Genomic DNA, 26,413 nt, shown 5'->3' with positions numbered 1-26,413 from the left:
GTCGGGGCGTGTAGCTCAGCGGAAGAGCACTCGGCTTACACCCGAGCGGTCGCAGGTTCGAACCCTGTCGCGCCCACTCGTCCCAGGCGGCGTGTCTGCGCAAGCGCAGACCACGTCGCCTCGGTGTTTTCCGGGGTATCTTGTTCGACGTTTGTCGGGGACGTTCGGGCCCGCCACCTCCGAAGGACGACGAAGACCCGTGAAGAGCTTGAGGCGCAAGACCAAGGCCGCCGGGCCCGTCAGCACCGAGGTCACCCAGCAGCAGATCAAGCTGCTGGCCCTCGTCGAGCAGGGCGGGGTGCACCGCGGCGCCACGAGCTGGTACCTCGAGTACCGGCCCGCCAAGCAGTGGGACGCGGACGACCTCGAGGTGCTCGAGCGGAGGAACTGGATCACGTGGGCCAGGCCTGCTCGTCAGGTGGAGCACGGGATGGCGGCGCCGGTCGACGTCACGTCCGAGGGGCGGCTGGCGTTGCAGCACCACCTGCCGGAGTGGGTGCTCGGGCGCAGGGCCATCGCCTCCGCGCCGCCTCGGCTGCCCTCGATCGAGTCGATTCGGGCGTTGGACTCGTTCCGTTAGAGCGGTAGAACGGTCTTCAGCCGTATCCAACGGAGGGGCCATGTCCCACTTGCTCATCGGCGGTGAGCTGCGCGCGCGGGAGCACCATCGGATCGAGGACGACGCACGAGCCGAAGGGCCGCTGCATGCCGTGACGTTGCCCAACGGTGTCGAGATGCAGGTTGTCACTGTTGGGCTGGAGCTCACCCGTCAGCTGCTCGCCGATCAACGGCTCTCCAAGGACAGCGCGAAGTTGCAGCGCGAGATCAAGCGGCAGCTCGCGGCCAGGGGGAGCACGCAGGAGAACCTCGCCGGGCTGTTCGGGCCGAGCATGCTCAACAGCGACAACCCGCAGCACGCCCGGCTCAGGGCGCTGGCGGTGAAGGCCTTCAACGGCCGGGCGGTGCAGCGGCTGGCGCCGCGTGTCGAGGAGATCACCGCGGAGCTGGTCGGCGGGCTGTCGGAGGGGCGGGAGGTCGATCTGGTCGAACGGGTGGCCGTGCCGGTGCCGCTGCACGTCATCGGTGAGGTCCTCGGGGTGCCGGAGGACGATCGGGGCCGTGTCCGGGTGCTGATCGAGACGATGATGTCGATGGTGCCCGAGGTGTCGCAGCCCGCCAGCGACGAGTTGGGCGGCTACTTCCACGCGTTGCTGACGAGCAAGTCTCTCGACGAGGAGTCGTTGTTCGGTGCGTTGGTGGCGGCCGACGACGGAGGTGACCGTCTGAGTCATGACGAGCTCATGGCGATGGCGTTCCTTCTGGTCGTCGCTGGTCATGAGACGTCGGCCGGCCTCATCGCGAACGTTGTGCACGACGCGTTGGACAACGATCTGTGGGCGAAGGCCGCCACGGATCCCGGGCTCGTTCCGGTGCTCGTCGAGGAGACGCTGCGGCACAACCCGCCGGTGCGCAGCGCCACGCACCGCATCGCCACCGAGCGCGTCGAGATCGGCGGCGTACCCGTCGAGGCCGGCACGGTGCTGCTGATCAACCTGGGCGCTGCCGGGAGGTGCCCGGAGGCGCACGACAGGGCCGACCGGTACCGGGTCGACCGGGAGACGACCGGCCACGTGGCGTTCGGGTACGGGCCGCACTTCTGCCTCGGCTCGGGGCTCGCCCGCCTGGAGGCCGAAACGGTGCTGCGCCACCTCACGTCGCGGTTCCCGCGCACCACCTGTCCGGCCGGGGAACCGCCGGAGGTGACGCACAGCGACATCATGGCGAGCCTCAAATCGCTTCCCGTCGTCCTCGGACGCTGAGACGCTGGAGCGCGTGGAGATCATCACCGGGGGACCGGAGCACGTCGACGCGGCCGCGCTGATCTGGGCGCACGCGGTCGCCGAAAGGGACGGGTACGGGGTTCCGGCGCGGGAAGAGGCGCGGCCCGGCATCGAGAACGCCCTCGCGGGCGAGCCGTCGTTGTTCCTGCTCGCGATGCGGGACGGTGAGCCGGTGGGGTTCGTCGCCGGCGGTCCGCAGGAGGCGAGGACGGCGTACATCAACTACGTCGGGGTGCACCCCGACGCCTGGGGCAAGGGGGTCGCGGAGGCGCTGCTGCGCGCACTGCCCGCCGCGCTGGCCGGGTGCGGCTACGGGAAGGCGGAGCTGCTGGTCTTCGTCGACAACGTGCGGGGCGTGCGGCTCTACGAACGCCTCGGATGGATCAAGGTCGGCGCCCCTGCGCCGCATCCGCGTCACGGCCGTGCGGAGCAGCGCTACGCGTTCTCGGTCGCATAGTGGGATCCGGGGGATCATCGGAACGCTCGGCGGGGGATTAGGGGATCAGCCCCAATGCGGCTGACCAGGGCTATCCCGAAGTCCACTTGAGACGTAAGTTTTCCTCATGTCCGTGCGCACCTTCGCCGTTGTGGTGGGTCTCGCGTTCCTGCTCGGCGGGGGCGCGATCCTGTTCGTGGCGCTCGCCGTCGAGGCGCCGAGCGGGTCGTTGATCCCGTGCGGCAACGCCCTGGGGATCGGGTTCGACGAGCCGGCCGCCTCCGCGGTCAGTCCGGCCTATGTGGACATCTGCGCCGATCTCCGGCACCGGCGGCTGCTCTGGGGCGTGCCGGTGGCCGGGCTGGGGGCGTTGCTGCTGCTCGGCTCTTCGGTCGGTGCCCGCAGGGCTACTCGCCGGTAAGGTCGCGGCATGACGTGGATGGTCTACGGCGCCAACGGCTACACCGGTCGTCTCATCGCGGAGCTCGCGGTCGAGCGCGGTGAACGGCCGATCCTCGCCGGGCGCTCGCGGGAGAAGGTCGAACCGCTCGCCGCGGCTCTCGGGCTGGAGCACCGGGCGTTCGGCCTGGCCGAGGCGGGCCGGAACCTTGAGGACGTCGATGCCGTCGTGCACTGCGCGGGACCGTTCTCCCAGACGTCCGAGGCGATGGTGGACGCCTGTCTGCGGAGCCGGACGCATTACCTCGACATCACCGGTGAGATCGACGTCTTCGAGTCCGTCAGCCTGAGGGACGCCGACGCGCGCAAGGCCGGCATCGTGATGTTGCCCGGCGCTGGGTTCGACGTCGTCCCCACGGACTGCGTGGCCGCGATCCTGAAGAACGCGCTGCCGTCGGCGACGCACCTCGACCTGGCGTTCGTCGTCGGGGGAGGGGCGAGCGCGGGCACGACGAAGACCTCCGTCGAGGCCGCGGCCGTGGGCGGGCGGATCCGGGTGAACGGCGAGCTGAGGAGCGTGCGCATCGGGCACCGCCGGCGCACCGCCCGCTTCCGGTCGGGACCGCGCGAGGTCGGCAGCATCCCGTGGGGCGACGTGTCGACCGCCTACCGGTCGACCGGCATCCCGAACATCACCACGTTCACCCTCGTGCCGGGGGTGCTGGGGCAGCTGCAGCAGGTGTTCGCGCCGGTGCTGCGGACCTCGTTCGTGCAGGGCTTCGCCAAGACCGTCGCCGGGAAGGTGAAGGGACCTGACGAGCGCAAGCGCGCGAAGACGCGCGCCGAGGTGTTCGGCGAGGCGTGGGACGCGCGCACGAAGGTCGAGTGCGCGGTCACCACGCCGAATGCCTACAGCCTCACCGCGGACGCCGTGCTGCGCGCCGTCGCCGGGATCGGCGACGTCGCTCCCGGCTCGCACACGCCGTCGAGCGCTTTCGGCGCCGACTTCGTGCGCGAGCTCGACGGCGTCGTCGTGGGCGAGGTCCGCTTCACCTGATCCCGGGCGTCACTTCCCGAGCTGCCCGGCGACGCTGTCGACGACTCCGCCGACGGCGGCCTTCGCCTGCTCCGCGCGGCCCTCGTCCGCGAGCTCCCGGTCGCCGGTGACCTCCCCCGCGGCCTCCTGAGTCGAGTTGCCCCGGGCTGGAGCCGGTTCGTCAACGCCTGTCCGACACCCGCGGTCCCGCTGTCCTCACGCCACTGCCGGGTGAAATCCGGGGTGGACGCGGTCACCGGCGGGAAGTCGGGGAACCGCGTGACGTTCCGGTTTCGAACGTGTCTTCAAGACGACAGAGCAAAGTGGGCGGAGGTGTGCGCATGAGCGTGGCCGAGGTAGCCGCACTCGACGATGCCACGCTGGTGGCCAGGTCCCGTGACGGCGACATGAGGGCTTACGAGCAGCTCGTGCGTCGTTACCAGGGGCCGATGTACCGGCTGGCGCTGCGCATCGTGGGCAGCACCGGTGACGCCGAGGACGCGGTGCAGGACGTCTTCCTGACCGCGTGGCGGCGTCTCGGGCAGCTCAACGACGACGGGGCGTTCCTCGGCTGGCTCTACCGCACGACCACCAACCAGTGCCTGAACGTGCTGCGCAAGCGCAAGCCGCACGCCGACACGGAGCTCGACGAGCACGAGTCGCCGGCGCCCCGCACCCGGCCCGACCGCGCGGTGGAGGTGAACGCGCAGCTCGACGCGCTGCAAGCCGCACTGCGCGGCCTCACGCCGGAGCAGCGGGCGTGCTGGGTGCTGCGCGAGGTCCACGGCCGGTCCTACGACGAGATCGCCGAGGCGATCGGCACGACCCAGCAGTCGGTGCGCGGCAGGCTCGCGCGAGCACGGGCACAACTCGCGGAGGTGATGGCGCCGTGGCGGTGACATCCGACTACGTCCTGCCGTGCGGGCGGGACGTCGAAGAGGTCTGGGAGGCGATCGACCTCTCCGACGAGCACACGCGCGCCTGCCCGCACTGCGCGGCGGTGCGCGAGAGCCTCCTGGTGCTGCGCGAAGCCACCGAGGAGATGGCTCGCGACGAGGTCGAACCACCGTCCGACCTGGTCAGCCGCATCATGTCGGCTGTCCGGGCTGATGTGCGCCGGTCCGGCGCCGTGCCCTTGCCCGGCGACGGACTGGCCCGCATCAGCACGCGGGCGGTCGCGGCGGTGCTGCGGTACGCGGCGGACGGCGTGGACGGCGTGCGCGCCCGCGGGTGCCGTGTCACCGAGGCGCCGGAGTCGACCGTGCCGGACCCGGTGATCGAGGTCGAGCTGACCATCGCGATCACCGCGGGCCTCGTCACGCACGAGGCGTACGACGAGGTGCGGCGGCGCGTGCTGGCCGCGGCCTCGGCACGGATCGGTGTGCGGCTCGCCCGCCTGGACCTCGTCGTGTCCGACGTTCTCGAAGGGTGAGCAAGTGATCGAGGCAGTCGTGTCCGCCCCGGCGGTGGCGGCGGTCGCGGTGCACGCGGCGGAGCTGGTCCCCGGCGTGCGCGTGCAGCCGGGCGTCGCCGGGCTGGTGAGTTCGGTGGTGCGGGTGGCGCGGCAGCAGGTCAAGGGCCTGCAGCCCGCGCCGGTGGAAGGTGTGCGGGTGCGCTGGGAGGGCGCCGTCGCGGTGCTGGAGGTGGACGTGGTGATCTCCGGCCTGGACCAGGCCGCGGCCGTGGCCCGCGCCGTGCAGCGGTCGGTGCGCGCGGTCGTCGCCGAACTGACCGGGGTCGCGGTGGGCTCCGTGGCGGTGACGGTGGTGGACGTCGCATGCTGATCGCCGCGGAGTTGTTGAAGGCGTTGGAGAAGGTCGAAGGCTTGCGGCCGTCGACGCCGGCGTCCGTGCCCGCTCGGTCGTGGATCCCGTGGGACGTCGACATGATGGCCGTCGACGTGACCGACGAGCAGGTGTGCGTCCGCGTCGTCGCCACGAGCCTGCCGCTGTCGCTGGACGAGGCGGGTGCGGCGCTGCGCGCTGTTCTCGTTGGCACGCGGTGGGAAAAGGCGGTGCTCCGGATCGTCGTGACCGATGTGGACAAACGTGCACTCGATCACCTGAACGGGGCGTGACGTTTTCCAGGGCCGCCGTGTCCATCTGATGTGAACGCTTCGGAGGAAGGGGTTGCCATGAGCACGCAGGCCGTGGAGAAGGTCAACACCACCAACGGGAAGCTGGTGACGGACAAGGGTTCCACCACCATCGCGGACGTCGTGGTCCAGAAGGTCGCGGGCCTCGCGGCACGGGAGATCCGCGGTGTGCACGCCCTCGGCGGCGGTGCCACGCGGGCGCTCAGCGCACTGCGCGACCGCATTCCCGGTGCCACGGCGAGCGCGGGCCAGGGCGTGTCGGTCGAGGTCGGCGAGAAGCAGGCGGCCGTGGACCTGGAGCTCGTCGTCGAGTACGGCGTGCCGATCGCGGAACTGGCGAAGTCCGTGCGCGGCAACGTGATCACCGCCATCGAGCAGATCACCGGCCTCGAGGTCGTCGAGGTCAACATCAACGTCAACGACGTGCACATCCCGAACGAGTCCGAGGGCGAAGAGCCCGACACCGCTCGCGTGCAGTGAGGGAGGCGTCATGAGCACCACCGCACTGGGTCTGCTGGCCGGGCTCGCGCTCGGCCTGGCCGCCGCGTTCGGGGGCTTCAGCGCGTTCCTGGTCGTGCTCGTCTTCGGTGCGCTCGGCCTGGTCGCGGGCCGGGTCGCCGAGGGCAAGCTCGACCTCGCGCAGCTGCTCGGCAGGGATCGGGACTGACCATGACCGCCTCTCTTGCCGCCGCGCAGCCGGGCCTGACCACCGTCGCGGACCGCGCCGTCGGCCGCATCGCGGGACGCGCCGCGATGGAGGTGCCGGACGTGCTCGGCTGCGCGGTCACCGCACGGGTGACCGGGGCGGTGGCGACGCTCGACGCGCGCCTCGACCTCCGCTACCCGGCACCGGTCGCCTCGACCGCCGCGAGGGTCCGCGCGCACCTGGCCGGCCGGGTCGCCGAGCTGACCGGTCTGCGGGTGTCCGTCGTGGACGTGTCGATCGGTCTGCTGCGCGCCGACACCGCTGTGGCGAGGAGGGTCCGATGACTCGGCGTTCCCGTCGCGCCCTGCCCGCCACGCTCACGGCGCTCGTCCTGCTCGCGGCCTCCGTCGTGGTGGCCGTGACGGCGGTCCAGCTCGCCCTCGGTGAGCAGCCCTGGCTGTCCTACGACGCGGTGGCGGGCCGGCTGAACGAGGTGAGGTGGTCGTCGACGACCGTGGCCGTGGCGGGCGGGGTCGCCGCGGCCATCGGGTTGCTGCTGTTCCTGGCCGCGGTCGTGCCCGGCCGCGCCAGGACGGTGGAGCTGGACGGCAACACGGCTCTGTCGGTGCGGGGCCTGCGCAACGCACTGCGCCTTGCCGCGCACGTCGACGGCGTGGAGTCCGCCTCCGTGAAGGTGCGCCGCCGCCGCGTGAAGACAGTGGTGCGCACGAAGCGGGCCGTCGCGGACGGTCTCGGCGACGCCGTCCGCGCCGCGCTCGAGAACCGCGTCGGGGAGTTCGCCCTCGTCCGGCCGCCGCAGGTCGTGGTGAGGGTCAAGGCGCTGAGGAGCACACCGTGAACCGCTTCCTGCTCGGACTGCTGGGCCTCGTCCTGCTGGTCGCGGGCGGCGGAGCGCTGGCGATCACCCTCGGGCACGTGCCGCGGGTGGACCGCGGCGCCGTGCTGGTGCCCGGCACGGCGCCGCCGCCGACGTGGGTGCTCTGGGTGACGGCGGCGGTCGCGGTGCTGCTCGCGCTGCTCTGCCTGTGGTGGCTCGTCGCCCAGGTGCCCCGGCGCGAGGTCGCCTCGTGGCGCTGGGCCGACGAGGCGGGCGCGACCCGCTTGAGCACGTCGACAGCCGTCGCGCCGTTCGCCGACGAGGTCACCGCCTATCCCGGTGTGCGCAAGGTCGACGCGGAGCTGACCGGGTCGCACACGGCTCCGCGCCTGGCTCTCGTCGTGCGCGCCCACGGTGACGCGGACCTGCGCGACATCCGCCGCCGCATCGACGACGAGGGGCTGCCGCGCCTGCGGGAGGCTTTGGAGGCGCCCGAACTGCCCACCACCGTCGAGTTCCGCATCGCCGCGGCGAAGGCCGGGGCACGGGCCCGCTGATCGCGGAAACGCGGAAGCCCAGGTCGACCGACCTGGGCTTCCGCTCTGCCGTGACGCGCTACCGCGGGGCGAGCAGGCTCGTGATCTCCTGCGACGCCGACACGGTCAGCAGGTGCTGGAGGTTCTCCGGGAGCTCCTCGCCGCGCGCCTGCTTCGCCTGCGCGTAGAGGCGGCCGGCGCGGTAGGACGAGCGGACCAGCGGGCCCGCCATCACACCGAGGAAGCCGATCTTCTCGGCCGTCTCCTTGTGCTCGACGAACTCCTCGGGCTTCACCCAGCGCTCGACCGGGTGGTGCCGCGGCGACGGGCGCAGGTACTGGGTGATGGTGATGATGTCGCAGCCCGCGTCGTGGAGGTCGGCGAGCGCCTCCGTGACCTCCTCGGGGGTCTCGCCCATGCCGAGGATCAGGTTCGACTTGGTGACGAGGCCGAACTCGCGGGCCTTCGTGATGACCTCGAGGGAGCGCTCGTAGCGGAACGCCGGGCGGATGCGCTTGAAGATCCGCGGGACGGTCTCCAGGTTGTGCGCGAGCACCTCGGGGCGGGACTCGAAGACCTCGTCGAGCTGTTCGGGGACCGCGTTGAAGTCCGGGATCAGCAGCTCGACGCCGGTGCCGGGGTTGAGCTCGTGGATCTGGCGGACGGTCTCGGCGTACAGCCACGCGCCGCCGTCGGGCAGGTCGTCACGGGCGACGCCGGTGACGGTCGAGTAGCGCAGGCCCATGGCCTGGACCGACTCGGCGACGCGACGGGGTTCGTCGCGGTCGAGGTCGGCGGGCTTGCCCGTGTCGATCTGGCAGAAGTCGCAGCGCCGGGTGCACTGCTCCCCGCCGATCAGGAACGTGGCCTCGCGGTCTTCCCAGCACTCGTAGATGTTGGGGCAGCCGGCCTCTTCGCAGACCGTGTGCAGGCCCTCGCGCTTGACCAGACCCTTGAGCTCCCGGTACTCGGGGCCCATCTTGGCCCGCGTCTTGATCCAGGACGGCTTCTTCTCGATCGGCGTCTGGCTGTTGCGGACCTCGAGCCGCAGCAGCTTCCGACCCTCTGGTACCACAGTCACCACCTCACACTACGCTCCGCGCCCGCGTGTCCGGCGTCACGCACTCCGGGGGACGCTCACGGGAGGTCGGGGTTGATCCCGGTGAGCTTGACCGTGAGCTCCCAGAGGCGGTTCGCGGCCAGGTCGTCGCGCGCCGCGGCGGTCATCCGCGCGACGCCGGGGTAGCCGCGCAGGCCGTTGAAGCCGTCCGGGCCGTAGTACTGGCCGCCGCGCGCGTCCGGTGACGTCGCCGCGTAGAGCTGCGGAAGCGCGCCCATCTCGACCGACTGCGAGAACAGGTGGGAGATGCGGCCGGCGATCTTCATGACCGCGGACCGGTGCGCGTCGGCCATGTTGTTGGTCAGCTCGGTGGCCGTCATGCCCGGATGGGCCGCGATGGACGTCACGTCCGGCGAGCGGCGTTCGAGCTCGCGCGCGAACAGGATGTTGGCGAGCTTCGACTGCCCGTAGGAGCCCTGCAGGCTGTACGGCCGGCGCTCCCAGTTCGGGTCCTCGAAGTCGATCCGGCCGGCGCGGTGCATCAGCGACGAGACGGTGACGACGCGCGCGCCGGGACGTCGCCTCAGCGCCGGGAGCAGCAGCCACGTCAGCGCGGCGTGGCCCAGGTGGTTGGTGCCGAACTGGCGCTCGAAGCCGTCGGCGGTCCGGCCGTTAGGGACGGCCATGATGCCCGCGTTGTTGACGAGGACGTCGAGCGCCTCGACCTTCTCCGCGGCAGTGCGCACGGAGCCGAGGTCGGCGAGGTCGAGCTCGAGGACCTCCGCCGACCCGCGCACCGTGCGCCGCGCGGCCTCACCGCGCTGGACCGAGCGACAGCCCATGAGCACATGGGCCCCCTTCGCCGCGAGCACCTGGGCGGTGCGCAGGCCGAGACCGGAGTTCGCTCCCGTCACGAGGACGGTGCGGCCGGTCTGGTCGGGGATGTCGGCTTCGGTCCAACGACTCATGGAGTCATTCCTACCGTCCGGTAACTGCCGAGCGAAAGGTGTGCGTCCAGCACCGCCCGCAACACCGGCTCCTCGGCGGCCAGCTCGGCGGTCACCCGGTCCTCGTCGACGGGGCCTTCCAGTGCCGCTGCCTCCATGCGCGCGGTCAGCTTGTTCTGCCAGCGGTGGTCGAGCGCCAGCAGCAGTTCGTGCAGCGAGCCGAAGACGTCCGGATCCACGATCAGCGGTGCGGACGGGTCGCGGTGAGCGTCGCGCAGCACGGCGTCGAGCGCGTCACGACGGCGGTAGTGGTCTGCCCAGCCCATTTCTCGTACCCCCGGTTTCTCGCATACCCTCGGTATGACACGACCATACCACCGGTACGTACCGGCAGTATGTGAGATACGTTTCGTGCGTGCGAACTCGACGCTCCGAGTACTCGGAGTCGACCAGGCAGGCGCTCGTGGACAGCGCCGTCGACCTCTTCACCAAACGCGGTTACGCCGGCACCTCGCTCGACGAGGTCGTCAAACGCGCCCGCGTGACGAAAGGCGCGCTTTACCACCACTTCAGCGGCAAGCAGGCGTTGTTCGAGGCGGCCTTCACCCAGGTCGAGACCCGCTCGATCGAGTCGTTGACGGCGGTCGTCACCGGTGACGGCGAGCCCTGGGACACCGCTGTCGCGGGTCTGCGCGCCTATGTGCGCAAGTGCCTGGAACCGGAATACCAGCGGATCATCATCCACGAAGCGCCGGTCGTGATGGGCTGGGAGCGCTGGCGTGAGGCCGAAGAGCACTTCAGCTTCGGATTGCTGCGCACAGCCGTGCAGCTGCTCGTGGACGCCGGCGAGATCGAGGAGGCACCGGTGGAGATCATGGCCCGGCTGCTGTTCGGAGCACTGTCCGCGTGCGCCAGCACCATCGCCAGCTCGTCCGACCCGAAGCGCACCGGCCGCGAGGTCGAACGCGCGATCCTGCGCGTTCTGGAGGGTTTGCGCAAGAAGTAGTCGAGTTCGGCCCTAGCACCCCGGCGGACCGTCGATCACCACGCGGACAACGAGGTGGTCACGATCATGATCGAACCGGTCAACACGCGCCTGGGACTCGACGGGAAGATCGCCCTGGTCACGTCGGGAACGCACGGACTCGGCCTCGCCATCGCGAGCAAGCTCTGCGACAACGGTGCCCACGTCATCATCACGACCTCCGGCGACGACGTCGACCTGGAGCGGGCGAGGCTCGTGCTGACGGGCAGGCCGGGCTCGGTGACCGTCGCCCAGTTCGACGTCCAGGACGAGCTTTCGGTGCGCCGCCTGCTCGACCGGGTCAAGCAGGAGCGCGGCCAGCTGGACATGTTCGTGCACCACGCCGAATCGCCCGATCTCACGCCGTTGCTCAACATCGTGGAGCCGCTCGCCAAGTCGCTGCAGGACGGTGGCCGGGTGGTCATCGCCGCCTACACGGCGACGCCGGTGTACGGCGTGATCAGGACGCTCGCGCTGGAACTGGCCTGGTACCGGGTGGCCGTCAACGCCGTCGTCACCCAGGTCGTCGACAACGGCCCCATGAACATCGACCCCGGCCTGGTCGACCGGCTCGCGATCAAGAGCCCGTCCGGCCGCGTCACCCTGCCCGAGGACATCGCCGACGCCGTGTCGTTGCTCTGCACCGACGAGGCCGCCTGGATCCAGGGGCAGGTGATCACCGTCGACGGCGGCCTCGGACTGCTGGAGCGGTGGGGCGAGCCCCGCTGAGCCACCGCGGCGAGTCGCCGGACCGCGTCCGCCGTTCCGCCCGGACCGTGCCCGGATGTCCCGGTCGCCGATTCGGCTCTTGAGCCGCGTGTGAGCACGCGGTAACTCCAGGTCACTCGGCGATTACGAATCCATATAATGCGGGCGCATTCGGAGTAACGCCCTGAACAGTTGACCGGACCGCTTGCCTGCTTGGTCACCGAGTGTAAAACTCGAAATGGTGACCTGGGGGCAAGGGGGGTCGGATGATCCGAGTGCTGCTCGCCGAGGACGTGCAAATGGTCCGCGGCGCGTTGGTCGCTTTGTTGAATCTAGAACCGGATATTGAGGTTGTCGCGTCCGTCGCAACGGGCGACGAAATCATCGCGGCGGTGGCGGAGAACAAACCGGACGTGGCGGTCCTGGACATCGATCTTCCCGGTATGGACGGCCTTTCCGCGGCCACCGTGATCCACGACACCGCCCCTGACACCCGCACGCTCATTCTCACGAGCCTGGGCCGGCCGGGCACTCTGCGCCGGGCGCTGAACGCCCGCGTCAACGGCTTCATCCTCAAGGACGCTCCCGTCGGTGAGCTCGCGGACGCCATCCGCGGCGTCTCGATCGGGCGCCGGGTGATCGACTCCCATCTCGCGCTGTCGGCGTGGGACACGGACGAGTGCCCTTTGACACCGCGCGAGCTGGAGGTGCTGAGGCTCGCCTCCGACGGCGCGGACGCGATGGAGATCGCGACGACGTTGTTCCTGTCCGTCGGGACGGTGCGCAACTACCTGACGTCCGCCACGGCCAAGCTCGACGCCCGCAACCGCGTCGACGCCGTCCGGATCGCCCGCAAGTCCGGGTGGTTCTGACCGGCCGGCGGCGCGGGGCGGTGCCGGTGAACCGCCGTCAGGCGGGCGGGAGCGCGGCCGGAACGGTGGCGTGGACGTGGAACGAGCCGTCGCCGACGTGACGGGCGGTGAAGGTGCCGCCGGCGGCGTGGACGCGTTCGGCCTGGTTGCGGACGCCGTTGCAGTCGGCGGAGACGGCGCGCTCGGCGGCGCCGTCGTTGATCACGTCGAGCAGGATCGTGGCGCCGCGCTGCCGCACGTCGATGGTGCAGGTGCTCGCGTCGCTGTGGCGCAGGACGTTGGTGACGGCCTCGCAGAGCACGGCCGCCAGGACCGTCTCGACGGTCTCCGGCAGCGGGTCGTGGCTGAGCTGGACGCGGACGTCGATGTTCGAGGCGGCCAGCATCGCCTTGGCCGAGTCGGACGTGTCCGCCAGGGAGATCGGCCGGTAGGCGCGAGCCAGTGAGCGCACGTCGGCCAGGGCGTTGTGGGTGAGGTCCATGATCTCGACGATGTGCTCGCGCACGAAGTCCCAGTCCCGGTCGGGGCGGTCGGTGACGATCCGGTGCGCGAGCTCGCTCTTCAGCTTGATGGCGCTGAGGCTGTACCCGAGCAGGTCGTGGAGGTCCCTGGCCAAGCGGACGCGTTCGGCGGCGACGGCGGCGACGGTGGCGTCCACGACTGCGACGACCGGTGGGGCCTTCTGGTCGGGCGGGGTCGTGCGGTGGGTGGCGAAGCCGGTGGCCAGGCCCGCGAGCAGCAGGGCGGTGACGGCGACGGCCGTCATCGGGTCGTCGTGGGTGGCCTGGGTGAGAGCGGTCGCCGCCACGGTCGTCACGAAGACCGTCCAGCCCACGACGGGACGCAGGACGAGGAGGGCGTTGCCCGCGACCAGGCCCGCGACGCCCGTCCAGGAATGGCCGTACAGGACGAAGGGCAGGGCCAGCAGCACGGCTTGGGCGGCGAGGACGAGGTGGCGCCGAAGAGTGTCGAGCGGCCTGAAAAACGACACTTGCAGCAGGACAAGTACCGCCAAGCCGACGATTGACACCGCCAATTCGGTGATTTCCCCGGCGAGGAGCAGCGCACGGGTCAGATCGGTCAGGCAGACCGCGGTGAACACCGCGACGACGATCGCGCGGTAAGTCGGTGCGGAAGACGTCGCATTCACGTTTACCCCCAAGAGCAACTGCTCCAGAGCAAACGCGGCCCCAGGGCGCCCAGATCGAATCGTAGACAGCCGAGCGCGGTTCGGGGGACTGTTCTGTATCGGTTCAGAAGATGTGCACGACATTGACCAGCGAGTCAATGTCGTGCCGGCGTACGAGTATTTCGCGCTGGTGTCACCGACCGTGTCCGGCCGATCACCGCCCGGTCAGCGGCCGGATCGGTCCGGGTTCGTCCGGGCACATGAGTTTTTCACCTCCGACTCGGTACTGCGCCATCCGAAGGTCGTGGTGCCGTCCGTGGCGGGAGATAGCCCAGCTCAGGTGAACTTGTGGCACGACCAAATCGGCCGCTGCTGAGCTGGGGAGGCTCCAATGGAGATCAAGGTTCTCGGACCGCTGGAAGCACGGGAGAACGGCATCTCGATCGCGCCGAGCGCGGTGAAGCCCAGGCAGGTGCTCTCGCTGCTCGGGCTGCAGGCGGGCCACGTCGTCACGGTGCCGACGCTGATCGAAGAGCTCTGGGGGATGACACCACCGCGCAGCGCGCTCACAACGCTGCAGACCTACGTGCTGCAGGTGCGCAGGCGCATCGAGGCGGCCATGCCGGGTGAGGAACCCGGCATCGCGAAGAACGTCCTGGTGACCCGGTACGGGGGCTACATGCTGGCCGTTCCGCCGGAGAGCGTCGACGTCCGCAGCTACGAGCGGCTCGCGATCGCGGGTCAGCGGGCGTTCGAGATCGGCGACCTGGACTCCGCGAGCCGGCTGCTGCGCAGCGCGGCCGAGGTGTGGCGCGGACCGGTCCTGGTGGACGTGCAGATCGGCGTCCGGCTCGGCATGGAGGTCACCCGGTTGCAGGAGAGCCGCCTCGGCGTGCTGGAGACCCGCATCGAGGCCGACCTCCAGCTCGGCAAGCACCAGTCGTTGCTGAGCGAGCTGTCCGTGCTCACCTCGCAGCACCCGATGCACGAGAACCTGTGTGCGCAGTACATGCTCGCGCTGTACCGGGCGGGCAGGCAGTGGAAGTCGCTGGAGGCATACCAGTCGCTGCGGGACACGCTGATCGAGGAACTGGGGCTTGAGCCGTCCGAAAGGCTGCGTCAGTTGCAGCGGGCCATCCTGAGTTCCGAGCCGTCGCTCGACAAGCCGTTGTCCCCTCGCCAGCTGGAGCGCCAGCTAGCGGGCTGAACCCGTTCGGGAGAACCGTGGATACCACCGGTGCAGGTGCGTTGGTCAAGGCGCTCGAGGACGTCGGCTGCGAGGTGATCTTCGGAATGCCCGGCGGGGCGATCCTCCCCGCGTACGACCCGCTGCTCGACTCGGTCAAGATCCGGCACGTGCTGGTGCGCCACGAGCAGGGCGCCGGGCACGCCGCGCAGGGGTACGCGCAGGCGACCGGACGGGTGGGCGTGTGCATGGCGACGTCGGGGCCGGGTGCGACGAACCTCGTCACGCCGCTCGCGGACGCCTACATGGACTCGGTGCCCGTCGTCGCGGTGACCGGGCAGGTCGCCCGCTCGGTGATCGGCACCGACGCCTTCCAGGAAGCGGACATCCGCAGCATCACCCTGCCGATCACCAAGCACAGCTTCCAGGTGACCGATCCCGCGGACATCCCCGCGGTGATCACGGAGGCGTTCGCCCTCGCGGCCTCCGGCAGGCCGGGTCCGGTGCTGGTCGACCTGCCCAAGGACGTGCAGGCGGCTCCGGTGACCTACACACCGGCACCGCCGGCGGACCGGAGCCGTCCCGCCGTGTCACCGGCGCAGGTCCGCAAGGCCGCCCAGCTCATCGCGACCGCGCGCCGGCCAGTGTTCTACGTCGGCGGCGGGGTGATCCGCTCCGGCGCGGCCCGGGCGCTGTTCCAGCTGGCCACCCGCACCGGGATTCCGGTCGTCACCACGCTCATGGCGCGTGGAGCGTTCCCCGACTCGCACCCGCAGCACCTGGGGATGCCCGGGATGCACGGCACGGTGCCCGCCGTCGCCGCGTTGCAGCGGTCCGACCTGCTGATCGCGCTGGGAACCCGGTTCGACGACCGGGTGACGGGATCGCTGCCCCACTTCGCGCCCGACGCCGCGGTGGTGCACGCCGACATCGACCCCGCGGAGATCTCCAAGAACCGCAGGGCCGACGTGCCGATCGTCGGCGACTGCCGGGACGTGATCACCGCGTTGAACGCCGTGGTGACCGCGACCCCGGACCTCACCTCGTGGTGGGACTACCTCAACGGCCTGCGGACGAGCTTCCCGCTCGGCTACGACTGGCCGGCTGACGGCGCGCTCGCCCCGCAACACGTGATCGAGAGGCTGAGCACGCTCGCCGGGCCGGAGGCGATCTACACCTCGGGCGTCGGTCAGCACCAGATGTGGGCCGCGCAGTACGTGAAGTACGAACGTCCCGGCTCGTTCATCAACTCCGGTGGCCTGGGCACCATGGGGTTCGCGGTTCCGGCCGCCATGGGCGCGCAGGTCGGCGCACCGGACCGGGTGGTGTGGGCGATCGACGGCGACGGCTGCTTCCAGATGACCAACCAGGAGCTGACGACCTGCGCCATCGAGGGCATCCCGATCAAGGTCGCGATCATCAACAACGGCAACCTCGGCATGGTCCGGCAGTGGCAGAACCTGTTCTACGGCGGCCGTTACTCCCACACGCGGCTGAACACCCACAACCGTCTGCCGGACTTCGTGAAGCTCGCGGACGCGATGGGCTGCGCGGGTCTGCGGTGCTCGGAGAGGTCCGAGGTGGACGCCGTGATCACCGAGGCGATGGCGGTGCGGGACCGCCCCGTGGTGGTCGACTTCGTGGTGGGGCAGGACTCGCAGGTGTGGCCGATGGTGGCCGCGGGAACCGGCAACGACGAGATCATGGCCGCGAGGGGCATCAGGCCCCTGTTCGACGAGGAAGATGAGTGATGACAACGCATTCGCTCTCCATGTCGCTGCGCAACGAGCAGGGCGGTCTCGCGCGCGTCGTGGTGCTGTTCTCGAGCCGGGGAGTCGGGGTCGAACGGCTCAGCCTGCGCCCGGCCGGTCCCGGCGGACTTTTCCTCCTCGACGTCGAGGTCGCGCTCCCGCCGGGCCGTTCGCCCGCCCAGCTGATCGAGCAGCTGCGCAGGCTCGTCGACGTCCGCGAGGTCCGCCACACCGACGAGGAACTCGAACTCGGCGCCTGACCAGGCGACGACGAACGTGCGTCGCCGGAGGCGGTGCGATCCCGGTGAACGTGCCGCCACGCGCCGTCCATCAGCACGTCTTCGCCGGAAAATCGTTTGCGCACAAGAGAAGGCGCCGCCGAGGTGATCGACGACGCCCCTGTCCCGCGGCCGGTCGGGTCGCGGTTGCCGGCGCCTCGGCGCGCGAGCGCATGTCGCGCTCGCGCGCCGAGGCGGATCAGGCCGCCTTGGGGATGTGCTTGGCCACGACAGCCGCGTACTGCTCCAGCGTCTCGCCGGGTGAGGGACCGTTGAGCGCCTGGTGGATGGTCTCGGCGATGTCACCGTGCCGGTGCAGGTCGGCGTGCGTCAGCGTCACGGTCGTCGTGAACGGGCCCGCGGCGACGAAGTCGACCTTGATGAACGAGGCCTTCTCGTCGTCGAAGATCGGCTGCCAGTGGGGGCCGACCCGCCACGTCATCACCAGCCGGTTCGGCGGGTCCCACTCGACGATGGTGCCCCACGCGATCTCCTGACCGTCCGCACCGCGCTCGAAGTAGCGGCCGCCGACGAACGGTTCGATCGTGATCGCCGTCCGCTGCTCGACGAACACGTGCGATTCCGGCCACCACTCCAACGGCCGTTCCGCGAAGATCGCGAACGCCTGCTCGATGGTCGCCTCGACCGTCACCGACTTGGTGACGTCGGGAACTGAGGCCATAGTGGCCCTCCTCGCGGGTCGGTGTGGATGCTGTCGCCCCAGCCTGGCGAGCACCTCTCGACGCCGGATGGAAGCGGGGTCGAACGAGGACGGCTCGACCGGATGTCCAGCAGGGCCACGCATATTCGCCGTACGAAGCCGGCGGACGAGGAGTTGTCGTGTCCCGTGTCAGTGTTGAGGTCCACATCGAGGTCCAGACGTTCTACGCACAGCAGATGCGGCTGCTCGACGCGTTGGACATCGAGGGCTACGCCCAGACGTTCACCGAGGACGGTGTCACCGACCACGCCCACCGCGGCGAGAAGGTCGAGGGCCGTGCCGCTCTGATCGCCGGCGCCAACGCCGCCCTGCCGCGGTACCGGGGCGTGGCCGTGCGGCACTGGAACGACCACTACCTGATCGACGAAGCCGACGAGAACACCCTGAACGTCACGTACTGCTCTCTCGTGACGCGGACCGACGCCGAAGGCAAGGTCACGTTCGAGCCGACGTTCTTCATCGAGGACGTCCTGGTGCGCGTCGACGGGCAGCTCCGCACCAAGTCGCGGACCGTCCACCGCGACGGGCAGACCGAGCCGGTCGCACGGGCTTCCTGACCTGCGGGCCGCCTGACTCGACCGCCGCTCTAGGGCGATGCCCGAGGCTGGTCTCCAAACCGGTTCCTAGTATGGAGGTCTCCCTCATGGCTACCACGGCGATTCCCGCCAAGACACGGGAAGTGCGTCTCGCCTCCCACGTGACGGACGTCGTGTCCGAGGCCAACTTCGACGTCGTCGAGGTCGATGTCCGCGCACCCGGTGACGGAGAGGTCGTCGTCCGTTACGACTACCTCCAGGTCACCGCGGTGATGCAGGACCTGATGCGCGAAGACGCGGACCTGCCGATGCCCACCTACAAGGTCGGCGAGGCGCTGTGGGGCTTCGCCGTCGGCGAGGTCGTGGCGTCGAACAGCCCCGACCTGGCGGTGGGAGACAGCGTCCAGGGCATGAACGGCTGGCAGCAGTACGCGGTCGGGCCCGCCCAGTCGTTCTGGAAGCTCGACCCCACCCTGTTCCCGTCGCCGGAGCACTACCTGACGCAGGGGCCGACCGCCTACCACGGCATCGTGGACATCGCGCAGGTGCGTGAAGGCGACACGGTGTTCGTCTCCGGTGCCGCCGGTGGTGTCGGCTCGCTCGCCGGGCAGATCGCGAAGTGCCTCGGCGCCAAGCGCGTCATCGGCTCAGCCGGCAGCCAGAAGAAGATCGACTACCTGGTGAACGAGCTCGGTTTCGACGCCGCCTTCAACTACAAGGAGGGCAAGGCCGTCGACAACCTGCGGCGGCTGGCGCCGGACGGCATCGACGTCTTCTTCGACGTCGTCGGTGGCGAGCAGTTCGAGGCGGCGGTCCAGGCGGCGGCGCAGGACGCGCGCTTCGCCCTGTGCGGAGCGTTGTCCGGCCAGGTCGGCGACAGCGACGGCGCGTTCCCGCGCCTCGACATCATGACCGCGATCGTGCGCCAGATCCAGATCCGGCCGTTCGCGACCTACCACACGCCCGAGCAGATCTGGTCGTGGCAGCAGAACTTCAGCACGTGGCTGAAGGAAGGCAAGTTCGTCTTCCCGCACACGATCGTCGAAGGTGGCCTGGAGAAGGCGCCGGAGGCACTGATCGACCTGCTGCGGGGCAAGCACTTCGGCAACGTTCTGGTGAAGCTCACCTGACAATCAAGGGGACTTAACGTGGCGACGTCCTTACCCGTGTGGTCGGCAGCAGACGAGGACGGTGTGCAGCACGCCGTCGCCGAGGTGCCGCTCGACTACTCCGATCCGGCCGGCGAGCGGATCTCGTTGAAGCTCACCCGCATCCCGGCGATCGATCCGGCACGCCGGCGCGGCGTGCTGGTGGCGATCAACGGAGGACCCGGCGGAGACGACGGTCTCGGTGCCCGCATGCCGGCCGAACTGCGGCGCACCACCTCGTTGAACGAGGTGTACGACCTCGTCGGGTTCGACCCGCGGGGTACGGGCGACTCCACGTTCCTCGGCGCCGAGGCGAGTCCGATCACCGCGACCTTCGACTCGCGGCCACCGGACGAGCAGTTCCCGCTGATCGCCGCCGACATGAAGGAGCGGGAGGAGGGCTGCAGCCGGGCAGGCGGCACCCTCCGCCGGCACGTCAGCACCCGCAACCTCGCGCGGGACATCGAGTCCATCCGCGCGCTGCTGGGCGAGGGGAAGATCAACTACCTCGGCTACGCGTACGGCACGATGGTCGGCGCGGTGTACGGCACGATGTTCCCGGATCGTCTGGACCGCAGCGTGCTGGACTCGTGCAAGCACCCCCGGTGGGACTGGCGCACGCAGTTCAAGGCGCAGGGCCCCGCGATCCGGAGCAGTGTCGACGCGTGGGCGGGGTGGGTCGGCGACCGCGTCAGCCGGTACGAGCTCGGTGCCGGCGCGACCGAGGTGATCGGCTCCGTCGAGGGCGTCGCGGCCGGGCTCGCCGCGCTGACGCCGAGCCCGTTGCTGCGCACGCTGTTCGACCAGCGGATCGGCGTGCTGGCGCCGCGGCGGCACGAGTGGGACCAGCTCGCCCGGCTCGTGGTGGACCTGCGCAAGGCGGTGGCGCACGGCGACCCCGCGGCGGCGGAGGCCCTGCTCGCCGGCCAGAGCGCGTGGCGCCCCGGTTCCACGATGGGCGGTCTCCGGGAGGCGGTGCTCGAAGCGGTGACGCTGGAGAGCGAGTGGCCGGCCGACCTCGAGGTCTACTACGCGGACATGCGGGAGTTCCGGGAGAAGTACCCCTACGGGTTCGGCGTGATGCGCGCGCAGCCGTGGGTCGGGACGTTCGCGACGTTCAAGCACACCGAGCCGTTCACGGACGTGGTCCGCGACGGATACCCGGTGGGCCTCGTCGTGCAGACCGACAGCGACCCGTGGAGCTGCTACGAGGGCGGTGTCGAGATGGCGCGGACCCTGGGGCACCGCATGATCACCGTGACGGACTCGGGCGGGCACGAGACGTTCGCCTTCGCCGGCAACGCCGTGGTCGACCACCTGGTGACCCGTTACCTGGTCGACGGCGAGCTGCCGGAAGAGGACGTGACGTGCGCGGGTGACCCGCGGCCCGAAGTGCCCGCGGACGACGTGGTTCGCTGAAGTCTTCCCTCCCCTGCGGGCGGGCCGTCGACTGGACGGCCCGCCCGCAGACTTCGTCCCGCTGAGAGCGAGGAACCGAAGTGGCGCGAGTGCGGGACGCACGCGCAGGTGATGTCCGCCGCCGGACCGTCCGTTGGACTCCGCGTGGCCGAAGCGTCCCATGTGGACGTTCGCACCGCCGAGCCGGACATCGGCGAGCGGTGATCGCGGGAACCGGGTGCCGGGCCGGGGCTCACCGTGAGGTGGCCGCGCCGGCTGCCGGACTGCACGCCAGTGCCCGGCGACACCGCGCCGGTTCGCGCAGTGGCCGGGTGCACCGGAGGAGTGGGCGGGCGGGGTGTTCGCGGGGCTGGGCGACTGCCTGGGACCGGTCGAGCCCGACGACGTGCCGGCTCGCGGTCGCCACCCCACTTCGACGTGCAGGTCGTCGGTGGCTGTCCGCGCGAGGCGGTGTTCCCCGGCCACGCCTTCGAACGAGCGTTGTCACGGGGGCCGGGCGGGTGCGTCGCGGACGTCCGGGACGGTGTGGCGTCACCGGGGATCGGGGCGGTGGCCGCCGGAGAACACCTGCGAGAGACCCCGCTCCGCGAGTTTGCCCCGCCGCCGCGGAACAGGGTCTCCTCCACCAGGTCAGATGCGGACCACGGTGATCGACGCCGGAGCGGTCGCGATGAAGTTGCCGCTGACGTCGTAGATCGTGGACATGCCCGAGGTGGACAGCGTGTTGCCGGAGATGGAGCCGGCCTGCCTCACGTCCACCGAACCGGTCGGGTTGCCCGCGTTGTCGTACAGGTACTCCCGCACGGTGAATTTGACGGAGTTGGTGCCCGTGGACACCCACGTGCCGGTGCCTTCGCCGTAGCCGTGTTCACCATCGCCGGAGCGCAGGCACACGGAGCCCGAGGACGCGAAGTTGAGGCTGATCGGGCCGCTGCCACCCTGGTGCTGCACGGTTCCCTGCCAGGCACCGACCACCGAGTGGTACTTGGGTTTCAACTCTGTGCTGGTCACCGGTTCCCCTCCGGCCGCTGCGGCGCTCGGCTGGACGGCTCCGGTGAGCGCGAACGCCGCTGCCGAGGCGAACACGGCCAAGTTCTTGACGATACGGGGCATCTGAATCATTCCTTTGCGGATCGAAGGCGATCGAAGGCAGCGTGGCCAACGCACCTCCAGGTGCGGTCGAGGACGACTACAGGGCCCGGTGCCGCCGCGGGCGCGGGGCTTGAGCGCGGTCCGATCGCGGATGTACCGCGTGGCGAGAGGCTGGGTCACCTGAGGAGTGCGCACACCGCCTGCGCGCGCTCTCGGTACATCAGCGAAGGAGCCAACCGATGTCGAATACCAACCAAGGGCGAACAGGCCTCGTGCTGCTCGCCTGTTGCGTGGGGCAGCTGCTGGTGGTGCTCGACGGCACCATCATGAACGTGGCTCTGCCGTCGATCCAGTCGGCCTTGCAGTTCGACGCGAGCACACTGCCGTGGGTCATCAACGCGTATCTGATCCCGATGGCCGGCCTGCTGCTCCTCGCCGGTCGCATGGCAGACCTGTTCTCCCGGCGCGGCTTCTTCCTCGCCGGTGTCGGCCTGTTCACCCTCGCGAGCCTCGCCGGCGGTTTCGCCCAGAACGCGACGACGCTCATCATCGCCCGTGCGGCGCAGGGGGTCGGCGTCGCGCTGATGTCACCGGCGACGCTGACGGTGCTCGGCACGACGTTCACCGAACCCGCCGCCCGGGCCAAGGCGTTCGGGCTGTGGGGTGCCGCGGGAGGCAGTGGTGGTGCGATCGGCGTGCTCGCCGGTGGCGTGGTCACGGACTGGCTGTCGTGGCGCTGGGTGCTGCTGCTGAACGTCCCGGTCGGCATCGCGCTGTTCGTCGTGGCCGCCATCTCCATCGCGCCGTCGGCCGCCCCCGCCGGACCGCGCAAGCTCGACGTCCTCGGCGCCGTGTCGGTGACCATCGGCATCGCGGCGCTGGTGTACGGCATCGCGGAGGGCGAGCGCGAGGGATGGACCTCGCCCGTCAGCGTCGTCTCGTTCGCGATCGCGGTCGTCGGCATCGGGCTGTTCCTGTTCGACCAGGCGAAGCTCTCCAGCGCGCCGCTGATGCCGCTGAACGTGTTCCGCAACCGCGCGGTCGTCGCCGCGAACGTCTCGATGTTCTGCATCGGCGCCGCGATGGCGGCGACGTTCTACTTCCTGACGTTGCTGATGCAGCTCGTCCTCGGGTACAGCCCGCTGCTCACGGGCCTCGCGTACCTGCCGCTGTCGCTGGCGATCTTCCTCGGCGCCACCGCGGTAGCCGCGCAGACGAGCAAGCTCGGCGAGCGGTTCACGCTGGTGAGCGGCCTCGGCGTCGGTGTGCTCGCGCTGGGGTGGATGTCCCTCGCCGGTGCGCGCGCGTCGTACGTCATCGACCTGCTCGGCCCGTGCGTACTGTTCGGCATCGGCGTGGGCATGATCCTCGCCACGACGGCGAACCTGGCCACCGCGTCGCTGCCGTCGAGCCAGCAGGGTCTCGCGTCCGGGCTGCTCACGACCGGGCAGACGGTCGGTGGCGCGGCCGGCCTGGCCCTGCTCGTGGCCGTCGCCAACGCTGGCGGCGGCAAGTCGCAGATCGGTGACGAGATGGCGTCCGGGTACTCGCACGCGTTCCTCGGCGCGGCCGGCCTGCTCGTCATCGGACTGCTCGCGGCGCTGACCGTGCCCAAAGCGTCCGGCGCCGTGACGAAGGACCCGGCGCGGGTCGTCACGCACGTCTGAGCGCGCAACGGAAAAGGGGGAGCTTCCCGAGCGGGAGCTCCCCCTTTTCCGTGCCCGTCCGGTCAGTCGAGCACGCGCAGGAACGCGCGGAGCTCCGCGGCGAGTTCCACGGGGCGTTCCAGTGCCGGGAAGTGGCCTCCCTCCGGCAGGTCGCGCCAGTACCGCAGGTCGGTGAAGCGGGTGCGGGCCCACGCACGCGGCAGCCACGCGTCGTTCGGGAACACCGACGCGCCGGTGGGCACGTCCGTGGGGTTCATCGGCTCCTTGTCGAAGCTCTCCCAGAACAACCGGGCCGACGAGGTGCCGGTGCCGGTGAGCCAGTAGGTCGACACGATGTCGAGCAGCTTGTCCTTCGGCACGGCCTGCTCGAGGTCGTTGTCGTGCCCCGCCCACTCCCAGAAGCGGTCGACGATCCAGGCGAGCAACGCCGCGGGGGAGTCGGAGAGGCCGTACCCGAGCGCCTGGGGGCGGCTCGACTGGATCGCGGCGTACCCGGAGCGGTTCTTGCCGAACGCCTGCATCCGCGCCATGGCCCGCTGGTCGCGCTCGTCGAGTTCGACCTGCTCCCGCGGCGGACGCGCGAGAGGCATCGTGAGGTGGATGCCCGCGAGGTGCTCGGGGTCGGCGGTGCCGAGCGCGGCCGAGACCCACGACCCCCAGTCGCCGCCGTGCGCGACGTAGCGCTCGTACCCGAGCCGGGACATGAGCTCCGCCCACGCCTCCGCGATGTGCTGCACCGTCCACCCGGTCGTCGCCGGCCGGTCGCTGAAGCCGTGGCCCGGCAGCGACGGGCACACGACGTCGAACGCGTCGGCCGGGTCCTCCGGGTCGGTGAGGAGGTCGATGATGTCGAGGAACTCGACGGGCGCGCTGGGCCAGCCGTGCGTCAGCAGGATCGGCGTGGCCGAGGGGTGCGGCGACCGCACGTGCAGGAAGTGGATGCCGACGCCGTCGATCGTGGTGCGGAACTGCGGCAGCGAGTTCAGCCTGCGCTCCACCGCGCGCCAGTCGTACGCGTTCGCCCAGTGGTCCACGAGCTCGGTCAGGTACGCCAGCGGTGGCCCCTGCGACCAGTCGTCGACGGTCTCGGCATCCGGCCAGCGCGTCCGCGCCAGCCGTTCCTTCAGGTCGTCCAACGCGGACTGCGCGACGGAGACCGTGTACGGCTCGATCTTCTGGCTCACCTGCCCACCTCCAGTAGGAGTGACTTCGACGCAGGCGACGCTAGGGCGTCGCGCTCGACACACCCTTGAGTCCACAATGGACCTTTGAGTGACGCTCCAGATCACGGTGGCACCCTCACGGCAGCCGACCAGGAGGACTCGTCATGACCACAAGTGCCGTCGAACCCGGCAGCGCCGAAGCCGAGGAGACGTTCCCCTACCAGAGGCAGTGCCCGTTCACGCCTCCGAAGCAGTACGACGACATGATGGACGAAGACGTCGTCCAGGTCACGCTGACGGGCTCCGGGCTGCGTATCTGGACGATCAGCGGTTACCACACGATCAAAGAGCTGCTGACCGATCCGCGGATCAGCGCGTCGCGCAAGCACGACAACTTCCCGTTCTACTTCATCGCGCCGCCGGAGTTCCGCACCGAGACCTCGTTCATCGGTTACGACAACCCGGAGCACACGAAGACGCGGCGCAAGGCCGCCGTGACGTTCACCAACCGCCAGGTGAAGCGGCTGCGGCCGCGGATCCAGGAGATCGTCGACGACTACATCGACAAGATCCTGACGATGACGCCGCCGATCGACTTCCACCGCGAGTTCTCGCTCGCCGTGCCGATGACGGTCATCTGCGAGCTGCTCGGCATCCCGCAGGACGAGCACGACTTCTTCATCGAGCACGGCACGTGCCTGCTGGGCGGTCACTCGACGCCCGAGCAGCGCCAGGCCGCGATCGTCGAGGTGAACGCCTACGTCGACAAGCTGATCACGTTGAAGGAGAAGGAACCCGGCGAGGACCTGCTCAGCAGGGCGATGGCCGAGTACGCCGCGTCCGGCGAGGAGTACACGCGCCGCGACCTGTTCAACATGATCCGCCTGCTGATGAACGGCGGCCACGAGACGACCGCCTCGATGCTGTCGCTGGGCACCGCCGCCCTGCTGGAGAACCCGGACCAGCTGAAGCTGCTGCTCGACGACCCCGAGGGCATGATCGAGCCGGCCGTCGAGGAGCTGGTGCGCCTCGCGACCATCGGTGACACCGCCATCCCGCGCGTCGCGCTGGAGGACATCGAGATCGCGGGCAAGACCATCAAGGCCGGTGACGGCATCCTGTGCCTGGGGCTCAACGGCAACCGCGACCCGGAGGTCTTCCCGGAGCCGGACAAGCTGATCCTGGAGCGCGGCACCCGCAAGCACCTCGGGTTCGGCCACGGCCTGCACCACTGCATCGGCGCCGACCTCGCGCGCCTGGAGATGCAGCTGGTGTGGACGACGCTGTTCCAGCGGATTCCCTCGCTGCGGCTCGCCAAGCCGTTCCTGGAGATCCCGCGCAAGGAGGGCGCCGTGATCTACGGCCTCTGGGAGCTCCCGGTCACCTGGGACGTCCCCGCGGAAGGCTGAGCGGACACGGGAGAGGGCCTCGCCTCGGCGGGGCCCTCTCGTCGTGCCCGGGGCCGGCGGCACGTTCAAGGTGGTCTCCACCGCGTGCAAAGCGCCACCCGTCACTGTGGACCCTGTCCGGCGAGCCGCAGATCCGTGGGAGAACTGCCATGCCAAAGATCACTTATGTAACGCACGACGGCATCGAGACCGTTGTCGACGTTGCCCAGGACGACACCGTGATGCGCGGCGCTGTTCTCAACGGCATCAAGGGAATCGTCGCCCAGTGCGGCGGTGGCGCCTCCTGCGGCACGTGCCACGTGTACGTCGATCCGGAGAACACCAAGCCGTTGTCGGCGATGCACCAGGTCGAGGACGAGCTGCTGTACTTCACGGCCTGCGAGCGCAAGGCGAACAGCCGGCTGAGCTGTCAGCTGGCTGTGACCGGGGAGCAGGACGGCCTCGTCGTGCACATGCCTGAGAAGCAACTCTGAGGA

General features: G+C 70.1%; 33 protein-coding genes and 1 tRNA gene. 27 read left to right on the top strand and 7 right to left on the bottom strand.

Annotated elements, in window-relative coordinates:
* Nucleotides 1-4: 4 nt before the first annotated feature.
* From L6E10_RS30600 to L6E10_RS30530, 15 genes are all read left to right on the top strand, one after another.
* Nucleotides 5-76 (top strand) — tRNA-Val (locus tag L6E10_RS30600).
* 123 nt (nucleotides 77-199) lie between these two features.
* Nucleotides 200-580, top strand: a complete 381-nt coding sequence (locus L6E10_RS30595; protein WP_236223624.1) for a hypothetical protein — start codon at nucleotides 200-202, stop codon at nucleotides 578-580.
* A gap of 40 nt (nucleotides 581-620) precedes the next feature.
* Nucleotides 621-1,820: a cytochrome P450 gene (locus L6E10_RS30590; protein WP_236223623.1), complete on the top strand. Its 1,200-nt coding sequence runs from the start codon at nucleotides 621-623 to the stop codon at nucleotides 1,818-1,820.
* A gap of 13 nt (nucleotides 1,821-1,833) precedes the next feature.
* A complete protein-coding gene (locus tag L6E10_RS30585; protein ID WP_236223622.1) occupies nucleotides 1,834-2,298 on the top strand; it encodes a GNAT family N-acetyltransferase in 465 nt (154 codons plus the stop codon).
* Nucleotides 2,299-2,404: 106 nt separating this feature from the next.
* Nucleotides 2,405-2,698, top strand: coding sequence for a hypothetical protein (locus L6E10_RS30580; RefSeq protein ID WP_236223621.1), 294 nt, complete (start codon nucleotides 2,405-2,407; stop codon nucleotides 2,696-2,698).
* A 9-nt stretch (nucleotides 2,699-2,707) separates the two neighbouring features.
* Nucleotides 2,708-3,733 carry a trans-acting enoyl reductase family protein gene (locus L6E10_RS30575; protein WP_236223620.1) on the top strand — a complete coding sequence of 342 codons (1,026 nt, stop codon included), beginning with the start codon at nucleotides 2,708-2,710 and terminating at the stop codon, nucleotides 3,731-3,733.
* A gap of 320 nt (nucleotides 3,734-4,053) precedes the next feature.
* The gene (locus tag L6E10_RS30570; protein WP_236223619.1) at nucleotides 4,054-4,611 is read left to right on the top strand and encodes an RNA polymerase sigma factor; all 558 of its coding nucleotides are present in this window, start codon (nucleotides 4,054-4,056) and stop codon (nucleotides 4,609-4,611) included.
* On the top strand, nucleotides 4,602-5,144 hold the full coding sequence (locus tag L6E10_RS30565) for an Asp23/Gls24 family envelope stress response protein (protein WP_236223618.1): 543 nt from the start codon (nucleotides 4,602-4,604) through the stop codon (nucleotides 5,142-5,144). Before L6E10_RS30570 ends, L6E10_RS30565 begins: the two co-directional genes overlap by 10 nt.
* 4 nt (nucleotides 5,145-5,148) lie before the next feature.
* The gene (locus L6E10_RS30560; RefSeq protein WP_236223617.1) at nucleotides 5,149-5,496 is read left to right on the top strand and encodes an Asp23/Gls24 family envelope stress response protein; all 348 of its coding nucleotides are present in this window, start codon (nucleotides 5,149-5,151) and stop codon (nucleotides 5,494-5,496) included.
* Nucleotides 5,490-5,789, top strand: a complete 300-nt coding sequence (locus L6E10_RS30555; protein WP_236223616.1) for a hypothetical protein — start codon at nucleotides 5,490-5,492, stop codon at nucleotides 5,787-5,789. The genes L6E10_RS30560 and L6E10_RS30555 overlap by 7 nt, the downstream gene beginning before the upstream one ends.
* A gap of 57 nt (nucleotides 5,790-5,846) precedes the next feature.
* Nucleotides 5,847-6,287, top strand: coding sequence for an Asp23/Gls24 family envelope stress response protein (locus L6E10_RS30550; RefSeq protein ID WP_236223615.1), 441 nt, complete (start codon nucleotides 5,847-5,849; stop codon nucleotides 6,285-6,287).
* A gap of 10 nt (nucleotides 6,288-6,297) precedes the next feature.
* The gene (locus L6E10_RS30545; protein ID WP_236223614.1) at nucleotides 6,298-6,474 is read left to right on the top strand and encodes a hypothetical protein; all 177 of its coding nucleotides are present in this window, start codon (nucleotides 6,298-6,300) and stop codon (nucleotides 6,472-6,474) included.
* A gap of 2 nt (nucleotides 6,475-6,476) precedes the next feature.
* The gene (locus tag L6E10_RS30540; RefSeq protein ID WP_236223613.1) at nucleotides 6,477-6,797 is read left to right on the top strand and encodes an Asp23/Gls24 family envelope stress response protein; all 321 of its coding nucleotides are present in this window, start codon (nucleotides 6,477-6,479) and stop codon (nucleotides 6,795-6,797) included.
* Nucleotides 6,794-7,312 (top strand): DUF6286 domain-containing protein, encoded by a 519-nt coding sequence (locus L6E10_RS30535; protein ID WP_236223612.1) that lies wholly within the window; start codon nucleotides 6,794-6,796, stop codon nucleotides 7,310-7,312. The genes L6E10_RS30540 and L6E10_RS30535 overlap by 4 nt, the downstream gene beginning before the upstream one ends.
* Nucleotides 7,309-7,848, top strand: coding sequence for an alkaline shock response membrane anchor protein AmaP (locus tag L6E10_RS30530; protein WP_236223611.1), 540 nt, complete (start codon nucleotides 7,309-7,311; stop codon nucleotides 7,846-7,848). The genes L6E10_RS30535 and L6E10_RS30530 overlap by 4 nt, the downstream gene beginning before the upstream one ends.
* A 58-nt stretch (nucleotides 7,849-7,906) precedes the next feature.
* Here the strand turns inward: L6E10_RS30530 and lipA are convergent, their stop codons facing one another.
* From lipA to L6E10_RS30515, 3 genes are read right to left on the bottom strand one after another with little or no spacing between them, the layout of a single operon-like run.
* A complete protein-coding gene (gene lipA, locus L6E10_RS30525; RefSeq protein ID WP_236223610.1) occupies nucleotides 7,907-8,908 on the bottom strand; it encodes a lipoyl synthase in 1,002 nt (333 codons plus the stop codon).
* 56 nt (nucleotides 8,909-8,964) lie between these two features.
* A complete protein-coding gene (locus L6E10_RS30520; RefSeq protein WP_236223609.1) occupies nucleotides 8,965-9,855 on the bottom strand; it encodes an oxidoreductase in 891 nt (296 codons plus the stop codon).
* Nucleotides 9,852-10,160 (bottom strand): hypothetical protein, encoded by a 309-nt coding sequence (locus L6E10_RS30515; RefSeq protein ID WP_236223608.1) that lies wholly within the window; start codon nucleotides 10,158-10,160, stop codon nucleotides 9,852-9,854. The genes L6E10_RS30520 and L6E10_RS30515 overlap by 4 nt, the downstream gene beginning before the upstream one ends.
* A gap of 89 nt (nucleotides 10,161-10,249) precedes the next feature.
* Here L6E10_RS30515 and L6E10_RS30510 point away from each other — a divergent pair, with 89 nt between their 5' ends.
* The 3 genes from L6E10_RS30510 (at nucleotide 10,250) to L6E10_RS30500 (ending at nucleotide 12,438) form a co-directional block, all read left to right on the top strand.
* The gene (locus L6E10_RS30510; RefSeq protein ID WP_236223607.1) at nucleotides 10,250-10,840 is read left to right on the top strand and encodes a TetR/AcrR family transcriptional regulator; all 591 of its coding nucleotides are present in this window, start codon (nucleotides 10,250-10,252) and stop codon (nucleotides 10,838-10,840) included.
* Between the two features lie 66 nt (nucleotides 10,841-10,906).
* The gene (locus tag L6E10_RS30505) at nucleotides 10,907-11,587 is read left to right on the top strand and encodes an SDR family NAD(P)-dependent oxidoreductase (RefSeq protein WP_236223606.1); all 681 of its coding nucleotides are present in this window, start codon (nucleotides 10,907-10,909) and stop codon (nucleotides 11,585-11,587) included.
* Nucleotides 11,588-11,832: 245 nt separating this feature from the next.
* Nucleotides 11,833-12,438, top strand: a complete 606-nt coding sequence (locus tag L6E10_RS30500; RefSeq protein ID WP_236223605.1) for a DNA-binding response regulator — start codon at nucleotides 11,833-11,835, stop codon at nucleotides 12,436-12,438.
* 37 nt (nucleotides 12,439-12,475) lie between these two features.
* Here the strand turns inward: L6E10_RS30500 and L6E10_RS30495 are convergent, their stop codons facing one another.
* On the bottom strand, nucleotides 12,476-13,429 hold the full coding sequence (locus L6E10_RS30495) for a sensor histidine kinase (protein ID WP_236223604.1): 954 nt from the start codon (nucleotides 13,427-13,429) through the stop codon (nucleotides 12,476-12,478).
* Nucleotides 13,430-13,958: 529 nt separating this feature from the next.
* On the opposite strand from L6E10_RS30495, the gene L6E10_RS30490 reads away from it, so the two are divergent.
* From L6E10_RS30490 to L6E10_RS30480, 3 genes are read left to right on the top strand one after another with little or no spacing between them, the layout of a single operon-like run.
* The gene (locus tag L6E10_RS30490) at nucleotides 13,959-14,774 is read left to right on the top strand and encodes an AfsR/SARP family transcriptional regulator (protein WP_236223603.1); all 816 of its coding nucleotides are present in this window, start codon (nucleotides 13,959-13,961) and stop codon (nucleotides 14,772-14,774) included.
* A 17-nt stretch (nucleotides 14,775-14,791) separates the two neighbouring features.
* A complete protein-coding gene (locus L6E10_RS30485) occupies nucleotides 14,792-16,504 on the top strand; it encodes an acetolactate synthase large subunit (protein WP_236223602.1) in 1,713 nt (570 codons plus the stop codon).
* Complete coding sequence (locus tag L6E10_RS30480; RefSeq protein WP_236223601.1) at nucleotides 16,504-16,764, top strand: ACT domain-containing protein; 261 nt, start codon at nucleotides 16,504-16,506, stop codon at nucleotides 16,762-16,764. The genes L6E10_RS30485 and L6E10_RS30480 overlap by 1 nt, the downstream gene beginning before the upstream one ends.
* Before the next feature lie 217 nt (nucleotides 16,765-16,981).
* Here L6E10_RS30480 and L6E10_RS30475 read toward each other — a convergent pair whose 3' ends face one another.
* Entirely contained in the window at nucleotides 16,982-17,464 is a 483-nt protein-coding gene (locus tag L6E10_RS30475; protein ID WP_236223600.1) for an SRPBCC domain-containing protein, read from the bottom strand.
* 158 nt (nucleotides 17,465-17,622) lie between these two features.
* Between L6E10_RS30475 and L6E10_RS30470 the strand changes: the two genes are divergently transcribed.
* From L6E10_RS30470 to L6E10_RS30460, 3 genes are all read left to right on the top strand, one after another.
* Nucleotides 17,623-18,060 carry a nuclear transport factor 2 family protein gene (locus tag L6E10_RS30470; RefSeq protein ID WP_236223599.1) on the top strand — a complete coding sequence of 146 codons (438 nt, stop codon included), beginning with the start codon at nucleotides 17,623-17,625 and terminating at the stop codon, nucleotides 18,058-18,060.
* An 86-nt stretch (nucleotides 18,061-18,146) separates the two neighbouring features.
* Nucleotides 18,147-19,169, top strand: a complete 1,023-nt coding sequence (locus L6E10_RS30465; RefSeq protein ID WP_236223598.1) for an NADP-dependent oxidoreductase — start codon at nucleotides 18,147-18,149, stop codon at nucleotides 19,167-19,169.
* An 18-nt stretch (nucleotides 19,170-19,187) separates the two neighbouring features.
* Nucleotides 19,188-20,606 (top strand): alpha/beta fold hydrolase, encoded by a 1,419-nt coding sequence (locus L6E10_RS30460; protein WP_236223597.1) that lies wholly within the window; start codon nucleotides 19,188-19,190, stop codon nucleotides 20,604-20,606.
* Nucleotides 20,607-21,236: 630 nt separating this feature from the next.
* On the opposite strand, the gene L6E10_RS30455 is transcribed toward L6E10_RS30460, so the two are convergent.
* On the bottom strand, nucleotides 21,237-21,617 hold the full coding sequence (locus L6E10_RS30455) for a hypothetical protein (protein WP_236223596.1): 381 nt from the start codon (nucleotides 21,615-21,617) through the stop codon (nucleotides 21,237-21,239).
* 320 nt (nucleotides 21,618-21,937) lie between these two features.
* On the opposite strand from L6E10_RS30455, the gene L6E10_RS30450 reads away from it, so the two are divergent.
* The gene (locus L6E10_RS30450) at nucleotides 21,938-23,365 is read left to right on the top strand and encodes a DHA2 family efflux MFS transporter permease subunit (protein WP_236223595.1); all 1,428 of its coding nucleotides are present in this window, start codon (nucleotides 21,938-21,940) and stop codon (nucleotides 23,363-23,365) included.
* A gap of 62 nt (nucleotides 23,366-23,427) precedes the next feature.
* On the opposite strand, the gene L6E10_RS30445 is transcribed toward L6E10_RS30450, so the two are convergent.
* Nucleotides 23,428-24,549, bottom strand: coding sequence for an epoxide hydrolase family protein (locus tag L6E10_RS30445; protein ID WP_236223594.1), 1,122 nt, complete (start codon nucleotides 24,547-24,549; stop codon nucleotides 23,428-23,430).
* Between the two features lie 143 nt (nucleotides 24,550-24,692).
* Here L6E10_RS30445 and L6E10_RS30440 point away from each other — a divergent pair, with 143 nt between their 5' ends.
* Nucleotides 24,693-25,937, top strand: a complete 1,245-nt coding sequence (locus L6E10_RS30440; RefSeq protein ID WP_236223593.1) for a cytochrome P450 — start codon at nucleotides 24,693-24,695, stop codon at nucleotides 25,935-25,937.
* 149 nt (nucleotides 25,938-26,086) lie between these two features.
* Nucleotides 26,087-26,410: a 2Fe-2S iron-sulfur cluster-binding protein gene (locus tag L6E10_RS30435; RefSeq protein ID WP_236223592.1), complete on the top strand. Its 324-nt coding sequence runs from the start codon at nucleotides 26,087-26,089 to the stop codon at nucleotides 26,408-26,410.
* The last annotated feature ends 3 nt before the right edge of the window (nucleotides 26,411-26,413 follow it).

Source organism: Lentzea sp. CC55 (assembly GCF_021056325.1).
GTDB classification, from domain to species: domain Bacteria; phylum Actinomycetota; class Actinomycetes; order Mycobacteriales; family Pseudonocardiaceae; genus Lentzea; species Lentzea jiangxiensis.
This window is presented reverse-complemented; position numbering and strand designations above follow the sequence as displayed.